At 63.7% G+C, this 13,040-nt stretch carries 17 protein-coding genes; 16 read left to right on the top strand and 1 reads right to left on the bottom strand.

Features of this window, described 5'->3' with window-relative positions:
- Nucleotides 1-167 precede the first annotated feature (167 nt).
- The 13 genes from ccmA (at nt 168) to APH42_RS07075 (ending at nt 9,892) form a co-directional block, all read left to right on the top strand.
- The gene (gene ccmA, locus APH42_RS07135; RefSeq protein WP_012273478.1) at nt 168-800 is read left to right on the top strand and encodes a cytochrome c biogenesis heme-transporting ATPase CcmA; all 633 of its coding nucleotides are present in this window, start codon (nt 168-170) and stop codon (nt 798-800) included.
- Complete coding sequence (gene ccmB / locus APH42_RS07130; protein WP_374701045.1) at nt 788-1,465, top strand: heme exporter protein CcmB; 678 nt, start codon at nt 788-790, stop codon at nt 1,463-1,465. Before ccmA ends, ccmB begins: the two co-directional genes overlap by 13 nt.
- 46 nt (nt 1,466-1,511) lie before the next feature.
- Nucleotides 1,512-2,279: a heme ABC transporter permease gene (locus APH42_RS07125; RefSeq protein ID WP_012273476.1), complete on the top strand. Its 768-nt coding sequence runs from the start codon at nt 1,512-1,514 to the stop codon at nt 2,277-2,279.
- Nucleotides 2,276-2,452: a heme exporter protein CcmD gene (ccmD, locus tag APH42_RS07120; RefSeq protein ID WP_012273475.1), complete on the top strand. Its 177-nt coding sequence runs from the start codon at nt 2,276-2,278 to the stop codon at nt 2,450-2,452. Before APH42_RS07125 ends, ccmD begins: the two co-directional genes overlap by 4 nt.
- Nucleotides 2,449-2,904: a cytochrome c maturation protein CcmE gene (gene ccmE / locus APH42_RS07115; RefSeq protein ID WP_012273474.1), complete on the top strand. Its 456-nt coding sequence runs from the start codon at nt 2,449-2,451 to the stop codon at nt 2,902-2,904. Before ccmD ends, ccmE begins: the two co-directional genes overlap by 4 nt.
- Nucleotides 2,905-2,915: 11 nt before the next feature.
- On the top strand, nt 2,916-4,889 hold the full coding sequence (locus APH42_RS07110; RefSeq protein WP_171577282.1) for a heme lyase CcmF/NrfE family subunit: 1,974 nt from the start codon (nt 2,916-2,918) through the stop codon (nt 4,887-4,889).
- Nucleotides 4,886-5,422, top strand: a complete 537-nt coding sequence (locus tag APH42_RS07105) for a DsbE family thiol:disulfide interchange protein (RefSeq protein WP_012273472.1) — start codon at nt 4,886-4,888, stop codon at nt 5,420-5,422. The genes APH42_RS07110 and APH42_RS07105 overlap by 4 nt, the downstream gene beginning before the upstream one ends.
- Nucleotides 5,419-5,895: a cytochrome c-type biogenesis protein gene (locus tag APH42_RS07100; RefSeq protein WP_012273471.1), complete on the top strand. Its 477-nt coding sequence runs from the start codon at nt 5,419-5,421 to the stop codon at nt 5,893-5,895. The genes APH42_RS07105 and APH42_RS07100 overlap by 4 nt, the downstream gene beginning before the upstream one ends.
- Complete coding sequence (ccmI, locus tag APH42_RS07095; protein ID WP_012273470.1) at nt 5,888-7,084, top strand: c-type cytochrome biogenesis protein CcmI; 1,197 nt, start codon at nt 5,888-5,890, stop codon at nt 7,082-7,084. The genes APH42_RS07100 and ccmI overlap by 8 nt, the downstream gene beginning before the upstream one ends.
- 12 nt (nt 7,085-7,096) lie before the next feature.
- A complete protein-coding gene (locus tag APH42_RS07090) occupies nt 7,097-7,513 on the top strand; it encodes a hypothetical protein (protein ID WP_060493021.1) in 417 nt (138 codons plus the stop codon).
- 117 nt (nt 7,514-7,630) lie between these two features.
- Complete coding sequence (locus APH42_RS07085; RefSeq protein ID WP_060493020.1) at nt 7,631-8,569, top strand: 2-hydroxyacid dehydrogenase; 939 nt, start codon at nt 7,631-7,633, stop codon at nt 8,567-8,569.
- Between the two features lie 50 nt (nt 8,570-8,619).
- Nucleotides 8,620-9,408, top strand: a complete 789-nt coding sequence (locus APH42_RS07080; protein ID WP_060493019.1) for a PhzF family phenazine biosynthesis protein — start codon at nt 8,620-8,622, stop codon at nt 9,406-9,408.
- Between the two features lie 76 nt (nt 9,409-9,484).
- Complete coding sequence (locus tag APH42_RS07075) at nt 9,485-9,892, top strand: GFA family protein (RefSeq protein WP_012273464.1); 408 nt, start codon at nt 9,485-9,487, stop codon at nt 9,890-9,892.
- A gap of 1 nt (nt 9,893) precedes the next feature.
- On the opposite strand, the gene APH42_RS07070 is transcribed toward APH42_RS07075, so the two are convergent.
- Nucleotides 9,894-10,787, bottom strand: coding sequence for a LysR substrate-binding domain-containing protein (locus APH42_RS07070; RefSeq protein WP_060493018.1), 894 nt, complete (start codon nt 10,785-10,787; stop codon nt 9,894-9,896).
- A 155-nt stretch (nt 10,788-10,942) separates the two neighbouring features.
- Here APH42_RS07070 and APH42_RS07065 point away from each other — a divergent pair, with 155 nt between their 5' ends.
- From APH42_RS07065 to APH42_RS07055, 3 genes are all read left to right on the top strand, one after another.
- Nucleotides 10,943-11,884: a DMT family transporter gene (locus tag APH42_RS07065; RefSeq protein ID WP_012273462.1), complete on the top strand. Its 942-nt coding sequence runs from the start codon at nt 10,943-10,945 to the stop codon at nt 11,882-11,884.
- Between the two features lie 38 nt (nt 11,885-11,922).
- Entirely contained in the window at nt 11,923-12,261 is a 339-nt protein-coding gene (locus APH42_RS07060; protein ID WP_060493017.1) for an FKBP-type peptidyl-prolyl cis-trans isomerase, read from the top strand.
- A 233-nt stretch (nt 12,262-12,494) separates the two neighbouring features.
- A partial coding sequence (locus APH42_RS07055; RefSeq protein WP_060493016.1) for a histidine phosphatase family protein occupies nt 12,495-13,040 on the top strand: 546 nt, incomplete at its 3' end.

Genomic DNA, 13,040 nt, shown 5'->3' with positions numbered 1-13,040 from the left:
ATTGTATACAACCTGTCGAGCCCGGCCTCTTGGCAGCGCGGCGGCGCGTGTAATAATGCCGAGCGCCCGTGGTTGCCAGTATAACGGCAGCGCGCCGGGTGACTTGAGACACAAGGGCTTCGGGCCGGCGTCGCCGGCGCGAAGCCCTACAAAGATAAGGCGAAACCGTGACCCTTCACCTCCAAGCCGCGGGCCTGGCCTGCGAGCGCGACTGGCGCCTGCTGTTCGAACAGCTCGATTTCGAGCTGGGCGCCGGCGACATGCTGCAGATCAGCGGCCCCAACGGCAGCGGCAAGACCAGCCTGCTGCGGCTGCTGGCCGGGCTGATGCAGCCGACCGCCGGGCAGATCCTGCTGGGCGGCAAGCCACTGGCCGAACAGCGCCATGCCCTGGCCAGCATTCTACTGTGGATTGGCCATGCCGCCGGCATCAAGGACCTGCTCACCGCCGAGGAAAACCTTACCTGGCTGTGCGCCCTGCATCAGCCGGCCAGCCGCGAAGCGATCTGGGCGGCGCTGGAGGCTGTCGGCTTGCGCGGTTTCGAAGATGTACCCTGCCATACCCTGTCGGCCGGCCAGCAGCGCCGCGTGGCCCTGGCCCGGTTGCACCTGGCTTGCCCGCCGCTGTGGATTCTCGACGAACCCTTCACTGCGCTCGACAAGCAAGGTGTGGCGCAGCTGGAAGCTCACCTGGCGGCCCACTGCGAGCAGGGCGGCACGGTGGTACTGACCACCCACCACACGCTGGAACGCAAGCCCTCCGGTTACCGTGAACTGAACCTGGGGCAATGGGCGGCATGAGTGTGTTCCTTTTGTTGCTGCGCCGCGAAGCGCGCCTGCTGTTCCGTCGCCCGGCCGAGCTGGCCAACCCGCTGGTGTTTTTCGCCATCGTCGTAGCCTTGTTCCCGCTGGCGGTCGGCCCGGAAAGCCAATTGTTGCAAACTTTGTCGCCGGGCTTGGTCTGGGTGGCAGCATTGCTGGCGGTGCTACTGTCACTGGACGGCCTGTTTCGCAGCGATTTCGAAGACGGCTCGCTGGAGCAATGGGTGCTGTCGCCACACCCGCTGGCATTGCTGGTGCTGGCCAAGGTGCTGGCGCACTGGATCTTTTCCGGGCTGGCGCTGGTATTGTTGGCGCCGTTGCTGGCGCTGATGCTGGGGCTGCCGAGCCATTGCCTGCCGGTGCTACTTGGGTCTCTGCTGTTGGGCACGCCGGTATTGAGCCTGCTGGGTGCGGTAGGCGCGGCGCTGACAGTCGGCCTTAAGCGCGGTGGTTTGTTACTGGCGTTGCTGATTCTGCCGTTGTATATCCCTGTATTGATCCTGGGCAGTGGTGCGTTGCAAGCGGCGTTGCAAAATATGCCGGCAACCGGCCACCTGCTCTGGCTCGCCAGCCTCACGGCACTGGCCGTGACCCTGGCACCCTTTGCGATAGCGGCCGGCCTGAAGATCAGCGTCGGCGAATAACGAGTCCCGGGCTCTCAAGCCCGGCAAATACCCTGGATGTACCCTGATGAAAATAAGCTGGACGTGGTTCCACAAGCTGGGCTCCCCGAAATGGTTCTATGCCATCAGCGGCCGCATGCTGCCATGGCTGGCCGGCGCTGCCGTGCTCCTGCTGCTGGTCGGTATCACCTGGGGCCTGGCCTTCGCTCCCCAGGACTACCAGCAAGGCAACAGCTTCCGCATCATCTATATCCACGTGCCGGCGGCGATGCTGGCGCAGTCCTGCTACGTGCTGCTGGCAGTGGCCGGGGTGGTGGGGCTGGTGTGGAAGATGAAACTGGCCGACGTCGCCCTGCAATGCGCCGCGCCTATCGGCGCCTGGATGACCGCCGTGGCGCTGGTGACCGGCGCCATCTGGGGTAAGCCGACCTGGGGCAGCTGGTGGGTGTGGGATGCCCGCCTTACGTCCATGCTCATCCTGCTGTTCCTGTACTTCGGCATTATTGCGCTGGGCCAGGCGATCAGTAATCGTGACAGTGCGGCCAAGGCCTGCGCGGTGCTGGCGATCGTCGGCGTGGTGAACATCCCGATCATCAAGTATTCGGTGGAGTGGTGGAACACCCTGCACCAGGGCGCCACCTTCACCCTCACCGAAAAACCGGCGATGCCTGCAGAAATGTGGCTGCCGCTGCTGTGCACGGCGCTGGGCTTCTATTGCTTCTTCGGCGCCGTGCTGTTGCTGCGCATGCGCCTTGAAGTGCTCAAGCGCGAGGCACGCGCCAGTTGGGTCAAGGATGAAGTGTTGAACAGCCTGGGGCGGAGGGCCGCACAATGAGCTTTGCCACCTTCGGTGACTTTCTCGCCATGGGCCACCATGGCCTGTACGTGTGGTCGGCCTATGGCATTTGCCTGGCGGTGCTGGCGCTGAATGTCGCCGCGCCACTGCTGGCCCGCCGTCGCTACCTGCAAGAAGAGGCGCGCCGTTTGCGCCGGGAGAACAACCAGTGAATCCGCAGCGCAAGAAACGCCTGTTGCTCATCGTCGGCCTGCTGGTCGGCGTCGGGGTTGCCGTCGGCTTTGCCTTGAGCGCATTGCAGCAGAACATCAACCTGTTCTACACACCGACCCAGATCGCCAACGGCGAAGCACCGCTGGACACGCGCATCCGCGCTGGCGGCATGGTCGAGAAAGGCTCGGTGCAACGTTCGTCCGACTCACTGGACGTGCGCTTCGTGGTCACCGACTTCAACAAGTCGGTGCCGATCACCTACCGTGGCATCCTGCCCGACCTGTTCCGTGAAGGGCAGGGCATTGTCGCCCTTGGCAAGGTCAACGCCGACGGCGTGGTGGTGGCCGATGAAGTGCTGGCCAAGCACGACGAGAAGTACATGCCGCCCGAGGTGAGCAAAGCCCTGAAAGAAAGCGGCCAGGCCGCCACGGGCGGGGAGGCCAAGCCATGAACGCCGCGTTGGTGATCCCCGAACTGGGCCAGTTGGCGATGATCCTGGCCATTTGCTTTGCCGCTGTGCAGGCCAGTGTGCCGCTGCTCGGTGCCTGGCGTGGCGACAGCCTATGGATGAGCCTGGCACGGCCGGCGGCGTGGGGGCAGTTTGCCTTCCTGGCGTTCGCCTTCGCCTGCCTGACCCATGCCTTCATGACCGATAACTTCTCGGTCGCCTATGTAGCCAGCAACTCCAACAGCGCCTTGCCCTGGTACTACAAGTTCAGCGCGGTGTGGGGTGCCCACGAAGGCTCGTTGCTGTTGTGGGCATTGATCCTCGGCGGCTGGACCTTTGCCGTGTCGGTGTTTTCGCGGCAGTTGCCGCAGGTGATGCTGGCCCGCGTGCTGGCGGTCATGGGCATGATCAGCGTGGGCTTCCTGAGCTTCCTGATCATTACCTCCAACCCGTTCCAGCGCCTGCTGCCGCAGGTGCCGACCGATGGCCGTGACCTCAACCCGCTGCTGCAGGACTTTGGCCTGATCGTTCACCCGCCGATGCTGTACATGGGCTACGTGGGCTTTTCGGTGGCCTTCGCCTTCGCCATTGCCGCCTTGCTCGGCGGCCGCCTCGACGCCGCCTGGGCGCGCTGGTCGCGGCCGTGGACCATCGTCGCCTGGGCCTTCCTCGGCGTGGGTATCACCTTGGGCTCGTGGTGGGCCTATTACGAGCTGGGCTGGGGCGGCTGGTGGTTCTGGGACCCGGTGGAAAACGCCTCGTTCATGCCTTGGCTGGTGGGTACGGCGCTGATCCACTCGCTTGCAGTGACCGAAAAGCGCGGGGTGTTCAAGAGCTGGACCGTGCTGCTGGCAATTGCCGCATTCTCGCTGAGCCTGTTGGGTACCTTCCTGGTGCGCTCGGGCGTGCTGACCTCGGTGCACGCATTTGCCGCCGACCCGTCGCGGGGCATTTTCATCCTGATTTTCCTGCTGTTCGTGGTCGGTGGTTCGCTCACCCTGTTCGCCCTGCGCGCACCGGTGGTCAAGAGCCAGGTCGGGTTCGCCCTGTGGTCGCGGGAAACGCTGCTGTTGGCCAACAACCTGGTACTGGTGGTGGCGGCTTCGATGATTCTGCTCGGCACCCTGTACCCGCTGGTACTCGATGCGTTGACGGGGGCCAAGCTGTCGGTCGGCCCGCCGTACTTCGATGCCTTGTTCCTGCCGCTGATGGCGCTGCTGATGGTAGTGCTGAGCATTGGCGTGGTCGTGCGCTGGAAGGACACCCCGGGCAAATGGCTGGTCAGCATGATGACCCCGGTGCTGATCGGCAGCGCCATCCTTGCCCCGGTTGCCGGCTTCATCGTCGACGACTTCGACTGGCCGACCCTGACGGCCTTCGCCCTGGCTGCCTGGGTGGTGCTCGGCGGGCTGCGTGACATTCTTGACAAGACCCGCCACAAGGGCCTGGTCAAGGGGCTGCCCGGCCTGGGCCGCAGCTACTGGGGCATGCAACTGGCCCACCTGGGCCTGGCGGTGTGCGCGCTGGGCGTGGTGCTGTCGAGCAACAACAGCGCCGAACGCGACCTGCGAATGGCGCCGGGCGAAAGCGTGGAGCTGGGTGGTTACCACTTCCTGTTCCAGGGCGCCAAGCACTTCGAAGGGCCGAACTTCATCTCTGACAAGGGCACCATCGTGGTCAGCCGCAATGGCCGTGAAGTGACCACCTTGCACCCAGAGAAGCGCCTGTACACCGTGCAGCAGTCGATGATGACCGAAGCAGGCATCGACGCTGGCTTTACCCGCGACCTGTACGTCGCCCTTGGTGAGCCGCTGGAGAACGGCGCCTGGGCCGTGCGTGTGCATATCAAGCCTTATGTCCGCTGGATCTGGCTGGGCGGTCTGTTGACCGGCCTGGGCGGGTTGCTGGCGGCCCTCGACCGGCGCTACCGCGTCAAGGTCAAGACCCGGGTACGCGATGCCCTGGGCGTGTCTGGAGCAGCTGCATGAAGCGTTGGATCATGGTAGTCCCCCTGGCGGTGTTTCTGCTGGTGGCGGTGTTCCTCTACAAGGGGTTGTTCCTCAAGCCCGACGAGTTGCCCTCGGCAATGATCGGCAAACCGTTCCCGGTGTTTTCCCTGGCCTCGACTCAGGGCGACCGTACGCTGACCCAGGCTGACTTGCAGGGGCGCCCGGCGTTGGTCAACGTGTGGGCCACCTGGTGCCCGTCGTGCAAGGTCGAGCACCCGTACCTGAACCAGCTGGCCCAGCAGGGTGTGGTGATCCACGGGGTCAACTACAAGGACGACAATGCCGCCGCGCAGAAATGGCTGGCCGAGTTCCACAACCCCTACCAGCTGGATATCCGTGACGAGCAAGGCAGCCTGGGCCTGGACCTGGGGGTGTACGGCGCGCCGGAAACCTTCCTGATCGATGCCAAGGGCATCATCCGTTACAAGCACGTGGGCATTGTCGATGCCACCGTATGGCGTGAGCAGCTGGCGCCGCTGTACCAAGGCCTGGTCGACGAGGCCAAGCCATGAAGCGTTGGCTGGCAGCTGCCGTACTGGGCATGAGCCTGGCCGGCGTGGCCAAGGCGGCCATCGACACCTACCAGTTTCGCGACGAGGCCGAGCGCGAGCGCTACCAGCAATTGACCAAGGAACTGCGCTGCCCCAAGTGCCAGAACCAGGACATTGCCGACTCCAACGCACCGATTGCCGCTGACCTGCGCCGGGAAATCTTCCGCATGCTTGGTGAAGGCCAGAGCAACCAGCAGATCGTCGACTTCATGGTCGACCGCTATGGCGACTTCGTGCGCTACAAGCCTGCGCTGAGCGGGCGTACCTGGCTGCTGTGGTTCGGCCCGGGGATTTTGCTGGCCGGTGGCTTCGTGGTGTTGGCGGTGATCGTTCGCCGGCGCCGTGGTGCGGCTGTGCAGGGCGCCAATGAGTTGTCTGCCGAAGAACGCGAGCGTCTCGCCAAACTGCTGGAAAAAGAACAGACCCATGATTGAATTCTGGCTTAGCGCGGGCCTGCTGCTGCTCGCTGCCCTCAGCTTTTTGCTGATCCCGATCCTGCGTGGCCGTCGTCGCCAGCAGGAAGAAGACCGCACGGCCCTGAACGTGGCCCTGTACCAGGAGCGTATTGCCGAACTGGCTGCCCAGCAGGCTGCCGGTGTGCTCGACGAGGCGCAGTTGACCAAGGGCCGTGACGAGGCAGCCCGCGAGCTGCTGGCCGACACCGAGGGCGCCGAGGCCCCACGCCAGGGCCATCTTGGCAAGGCCCTGCCGCTGCTGGCTGCCGTGCTGGTACCGCTGATGGCGCTGGGGTTGTACCTGCACTTCGGTGCAGCCGACAAGGTGGCGCTGACCCAGGAATTCGCCGAGGCGCCGAAGTCGATGGAAGAAATGACCACACGCCTGGAGCGTGTGGTGCAGGCTCAGCCGGATTCGGCCGAGGCCCTGTATTTCCTCGGTCGGGCCTACATGGCCGAGCAGCGCCCGGCCGATGCCGCGCGTACCTTCGAGCGAGCAGTGGCGCTGGCGGGTCGCCAGCCCGAACTGCTCGGGCAGTGGGCCCAGGCCTTGTACTTCGCCGCCGACAAGCAGTGGAGCCCGCAGGTACAGGCGCTGACGGACGAAGCGCTGAAGGCCGACCCCAATGAGGTCACCAGCCTGGGCCTGCGCGGTATCGCTGCCTTCGAAGGTGAGCGCTATCAGGAAGCCATAGACTACTGGAAGCGCTTGCTGGCGCAGTTGCCGGAGGGGGATACATCGCGCGCGGCCCTGCAGGGCGGTATCGACCGCGCCGCCGAGCGGCTGGGCGCAGCGCCAGCACAGGCTGCCGAGCCTGCGCCTGTGGCGGCTCGCCTGAAAGTACGTGTGGAACTGGCGGCGGCGCTTAAGGACAAGGTCAAGCCGGACGACACGGTGTTCATTTTCGCGCGCGCCAGCAATGGCCCACCGATGCCGCTGGCAGCCAAGCGGGTGACCGTGGCGCAGTTGCCGATCGAAGTGGAATTGTCGGATGCTGACGCAATGATGCCGCAGATGAAACTGTCGCAATTTGCCGAAGTCCAACTGGTTGCACGTGTTTCGCGCGCTGGCCAGCCTACTCACGGCGAGTGGATTGGCCAGGGCGTACCGCTGCCAAGCGCTACTCAGGCCACCCAGCGCCTGACCATCGACAGCCCCGACCAGTAAGAGAGCAATCCCATGCACAGCACCGTCCGCCTGACCCTGATTACCCTGGCCCTGGGTTTGTCTGCGTGTACGGTGCATCAGCCGTATGAGCAGCCCGCGCCACCGATCGAGCGTTTGCCGCCGCAGGGGCCGGTGGTCAAGCCGTTGCCGGGCGGGCAGCCCTCTACTCAGCCGAGCAAGCCGGCGGCGATACCCAAGCCAATGCCGCGCACCTCGGCCAGTTTTGCGCCACCGCCTGGTGGGGCCAGCCACTGGGACCCCAAGCTTGGGGTATATGTATTGGAGAAACAGCCCAATACCTTTTACCGGCAGCGCACCTACTACCGGTTTGACAATGGCTGGAGCTGGTCGCTGAGCCCGAATGGGCCTTGGCAGGAAACTGACAGCAGTGGTGTGCCGGGAGGCTTGGGGCGAGCATTCGCGCAGTAATGAGCGCTTTGGGGCTCATGACACACCCTACCGATACAGTACAGTTTGTCGCGCAATTACCCATTGACTGTACTGCACAGTAGTTCCGCATAATGCCCCTTCATATTGGGAGGTGGCATGCGCAAGACAGTCCTGGTACTGGTAGAAACCGTCGATGATTACCTACCCATGCTGGAGCAGGCCGGTTACCGCCTGATCCGTGCCCCCTCACCGCGACTGCGGGCCGAGGCCATTGAGCGTCACGCCGATGACATCGATGCCGTGCTCACCCGTGGGCCACTGGGGCTGACTGCCGCCGAAATCGACGCATTACCCAAGTTGCAGATCATCTGCGTGATCGGTGCCGGCTACGAGCAGGTCGACCTGGCTGCCGCCGCAGCCCGCGGCATCACCGTTACCAACGGTGCCGGGGCCAATGCCGCTGCCGTCGCCGACCACACCCTGGCTTTGCTGCTGGCGCTGCTGCGCAACATTCCCCGTGGCGATGCCAGTACCCGGCGCGGGGAATGGAACCGAGTGATCAGCCCTTCGGTGAGTGGCAAACGCCTGGGCATTCTGGGCCTTGGCGCAGTGGGGCTGGCAATCGCCAAGCGTGCTCACCTGGGCTTCGACATGCCCATCAGCTACCACAGCCGCACGCCACGCCAGGATGTGCCTTACACCTGGTACGACAGCCCGCGACACCTGGCCGAGGCCGTCGACATTCTGGTCGTTGCCACCCCGGGTGGTGCCAACACTCGGCATCTGGTCCATGCGCAGGTGTTGGAGGCTTTGGGGGCTGAGGGCTATCTGGTGAACATCGCCCGTGCCAGCGTGGTCGACACGCAGGCCCTGATTACCGCATTGCAGCATGGCCAGCTGGCTGGCGCCGCGCTGGACGTATTCGACGACGAACCGGCAGTGCCCGATGCCCTCAAGGCCTTGGCCAACACCGTGCTCACACCCCATGTGGCCGGCCAGTCGCCGGAAGCCGCACGCGACACAGTGGCACTGGTGCTGCGCAACCTGCAGGCGTTCTTTGCCGGTGAGCCGGTATTGACCCCGGTACGCTCGTAACCTTTTCCAGTTAACTGCCTGGCAGCGCCCAGGCAACCAGGAGTGTGTGCATGCAACTCGAAATCTTCCAGGTCGATGCCTTTTCCGCTGAACCGTTCGGTGGCAACCCGGCCGCAGTGATCCCGCTGCAAGGCTGGCTGCCGGACGATGTACTGCAGCGCATTGCCGAAGAAAACAACCTGTCGGAAACCGCCTACTTCGTGCGCAATGGCGAAACGTTCGACCTGCGCTGGTTTACCCCGACCGTGGAAGTCGACCTGTGCGGCCATGCCACCCTGGCCTCGGCCTATGTGCTGTTCGAGCAACTGGGTGAGCAGACGCAGGTGCTGCGCTTCAATACCCGCAGTGGCGAACTGCGCGTCAGCCGTGGCGCTGACGGGCTGCTGGCCATGGACTTCCCGGCTAAGCAACCGGAAGCCGTGGACATCCCGGCGGGCCTGTTGCAGGCATTGGGCCTGAACGCGGCACAGGCGCTGTATCGCAGCGACGATTATGTGGTGGTGATCGATGACGCTTTGCTGCTCGATACACTGAAACCAGACTTCGTTGCGTTGTCGGCATTCGACGTGCGCGGTATTGCCGTGACTGCGCCAGGGCGTGGCTTTGATTTCGTCACCCGCTGGTTTGGCCCACGGGTTGGCGTGAATGAAGACCCGGTAACCGGGTCTGCGCACACCTCGCTGGCGCCGGTTTGGGCCGAAAGATTGGGCAAGAGCGTGCTGGGCTGCGAGCAAGGCGGGGCACGCAAAGGGCAGCTGCAGTGCGAAGTGCCGGGCAATGGTCGAGTGATCATCAGTGGGCGGGCGGCGTTGTACCTGCGTGGTACTGTCTATATTTAACACGCTGTCACCGTCCCTTGTAGGCGCGGCACAAGGCCGCGCCTACAAGGCCCATCTTCCGCTCAAGGAACTACCCATGGCCAAGGAAAAACAAGGCACCTGCCTGTGCGGCGCTACCCGGCTCACGGTCACCGTCGACAACACCCATATCAGCGCCTGCCATTGCAGCATGTGCCGTAAGTGGACCGGGGGGCCATTGCTGGTGGTGCACTGCAGCCAACCTCCGCTGATCGAAGGGCGTGCGCCCAGCGTCTACGATTCGTCCGATTGGGCCCAGCGTGGTTTCTGTGGCCGGTGCGGCACGCACCTTTACTACCGGCTCAAGGCCAACGACTTCCACGCCGTGCCGGTCGGCCTGCTCGATGGCGACCAAGAGTGGGATTTCGACCTGCAGATCTTCGTCGAGGAAAAACCGTCCTGGTATTGCTTCGCCAACCAGACCAAGGAACTCACCGGCCAGGAGGTACTTGAGCAGTACAGCTGATTCAGGCCTGTGCCAGCAGCCACTCGGCAAACACCTGTGCGGCGGGTGAGGGCAAAGCCTGGCGGTCGTGCACCAGGTAGTCGGCCTGACCGGTGCGTACTTCAAAATCGCACACCTGGCGGATCAGGCCGCTGTTGATGCGTTCACGGGCCATGGACTCCCAACCCAGGCCCACGCCCATTCCTTGCATGACCGCGTCGAACACCAAGTTCACCTGGTTGAAGGTGAGCGCATCGGCGGGTGCCTGATAGCGCTGGCCAAAATGGGCGAACCAGTCGTGCCAGTCCAGGCAGTTCCAGGCCGAGGCATCGAGCTGGATCAGTGGCATGGCCTGCAGCGCCGCCAGGCTGTCGACCTGGCTGATGTCCCAGCGGCTGCTGGCAATCGGGTAGATCACTTCATCGAACAGCTTGCTGGCTTGCAGCGAACGCCAGCGGCCATGCCCGTAGAGAATACCGAAGTCGTAATCGGCAACCAGGCTCTCGTTGATGTCGTTGCTGGCATGGATGTTCACCGTAAGCCCAGGGTGCTGTTCGTTGAAGCGCAGCAGGCGCGGGAACAACCAGTATTGCGCCACGGCATGGGTGCAGATGACGCTGACATGGCGGTTGCCATGGCCGCTTTTCAAGCGCTGGACGTTGGCCAGCAGCTTGTCCAGCATCGGCTCGACCACATCATGGAAGTGCTCGCCAGCGGTGGTCAGCGTAATGCCGCGGGCGCGGCGTTCGAACAGCTGGGTGCCGAGCTGGTCTTCGAGCAAGCGAATCTGCTTGGATACCGCGCTCTGAGTCAGGTAAAGCTCGCCGGCGGCACGGGTGAAACTGCCAGTACGGGCCACAGCCTCGAAGGCGATCAGGGTATCGAGCGGGGGTAGGTGGCGGCTGTAGCGGCTCATGGTTGGCTCCGTGCAAGGTCGTGGCGGCGCCACCTGGCAACATCTTAATGAGCGCGCTGGCATTCCTCCAGGGAATGCAGCGATGCGAATTCATCTTTTGCCCGATACCCTGCGCACAGGTAGCCTGCGTTCATCTTCAAACCAGGAGCTGACACGTGAAACGCGGGGTGATGTACGCCGGCATGGCCGGTGCGTTATGGGGCATGGTGCTGATGGTTCCCGAGCTGCTGCCCGAGTTCAATCCGATGTTGCTGAGCAGCGTGCGCTACCTGATGGTGGGCGTGATCTCGCTGCTGCTGGCCCTGCCCATGGCGCGCCAGTTGCGCCAACTGACCGCAGGTGATGCGTGGATGCTGTTGCGCCTGGCGGTGATCGGCAACCTGGTGTACTTCGTGTGCCTGGTGGCGGCGATCCAGCGCCTGGGTGTAGCCCCGGCCTCGTTGATCGTCGGCGTGTTGCCGCTGACCATCACCCTGTACGGCCGCAATGACAGCGGCGCGGTGCCCCTGGCGCGGCTGGTCGGCCCGCTGGCGCTGATCCTTGCCGGTATGCTGTGCATCAATCTGCAAACCTTCGCCTTCGCCCCCGGCGATATCGGCGACAAGCTGATGGGCCTGTTCTACGCGCTGGCCGCCCTGGCGTGCTGGACCTGGTACGCCGTGCAGAACAGCCGTTACCTGAAGCAGTGCGGCCACTTCGACAGCCACCAATGGTCGGTGTTGTGCGGGGTAATGACTGGCCTTGCCAGCCTGTTGATGGTCGCTGGCCTGGCACTGTGGCAGCCGCAACAGCTGCAGGCCGAAACGCCGATGTCACGCTGGTGGTTGTTCTGGGCGGCCAGCCTGGCCTGCGCAGTGCTCGGTTCGTGGCTTGCCATGGCGTTGTGGAACGCCGCCTCCAAGCGCCTGCCGCTGACCTTGAGTGGGCAACTGATCGTGTTTGAAACCCTGTTTGCGCTGCTGTATGCCTTTTTCTGGCGGCAGGCCGGCCCAAGCTTGCTGGAAGCGGCAGCGATCGTGCTGGTGATTGGCGGCGTGCTGTGGTCGATGCGCCAGCATGAAACCCCGCGCGAACTTGCCAAACCGCTGCATTCCTGAGAAAAGGGCGGCTTTGTTTTCAGCGTTGGAGTGTGCCCGTGAGCCAAGAACTGCAGATCATCGACCTGGTCGAGGGTGATGGCAAAACCGCCGTCAAAGGCGCCCTGATCACCACCCAGTACACCGGCTGGCTGGCCGACGGCAGTGAGTTCGATTCGTCCTGGTCGCGCGGCAAGCCGTTCCAGTGCGTGATCGGCACTGGTCGGGTGATCAAGGGCTGGGATCAAGGCTTGATGGGTATGCGGGTTGGCGGCAAGCGCAAACTGCTAGTGCCGGCGCACCTGGGTTATGGCGAGCGCAGCGTGGGCTCGATCCCACCGAATTCGGACCTGACCTTCGAGATCGAGCTGGTGGAAGTGCTGACGCGGGATGATTGAGTGATCGTATTGCAACCCGAGGTTCTTGCACCTTACACAATTGCGCAACACTTTTCCCCTAGCCTGGGCCTTGCCTAGGGAACGGCATTCACCTCCAGGGAGGAACCAAACGGGTTCAGGGCACTCTGACCCTCACTCGTTGCCAAGGATGGCATTCACTACAAGGGCGCCCTGCGACTGGCCGGGCGATGTGGCGGGTAACTCCGATTTTTATGCCACACGAGCCTGCCTTGATGAAGTTGCCAACATTCTTCCACCGTCGCCGTCACTTGCTGCTGAGCCTGGTGCTCACAGCCGTCGCTGTACCGTTGGCGCTGGAGGCTGTCGAAAGCCGGGCGCAACCGGTGGATGGCACTCAAACCTTGGTGTTCCTGCGTCATGGCGAGAAGCCAGGTGAAGGGTTGGGCCAATTGAACTGCCAAGGCCTCAACCGTGCGCTGGACCTGGCAACCGTGCTGCCCGAACGCTTCGGCAAGGCTGACTACGTGTTTGCCGCCAACCCCTCACGGCATGTCGAAGAAGGCAGCAGGGACGAAAGCTACAGCTATATCCGCCCGCTGATGACCATCACCCCCAGCGCCATTCGCCTCGGCTTGCCGGTGAACATCGACTACGGCGCCAACGACACCGATGAGCTGGCCGAAGAGTTGCTGAGCGAAAAATACCGCAATGCAACCGTCTACACCGCTTGGTCCCACGGCTACCTGCCAGAGCTGATCAACACCGTGGCGGGCAAGGCCCTGGGTGAAGAGCGGGTGATCACCGAGGATTGGAGCGGG

The organism is Pseudomonas sp. NBRC 111140, from assembly GCF_001320885.1.
In the GTDB taxonomy this organism is placed as follows: Bacteria; Pseudomonadota; Gammaproteobacteria; order Pseudomonadales; family Pseudomonadaceae; genus Aquipseudomonas; species Aquipseudomonas putida_P.
Note: the sequence above shows the minus strand (reverse complement) of the source record. Positions and strands in the feature narration are given on the sequence as shown.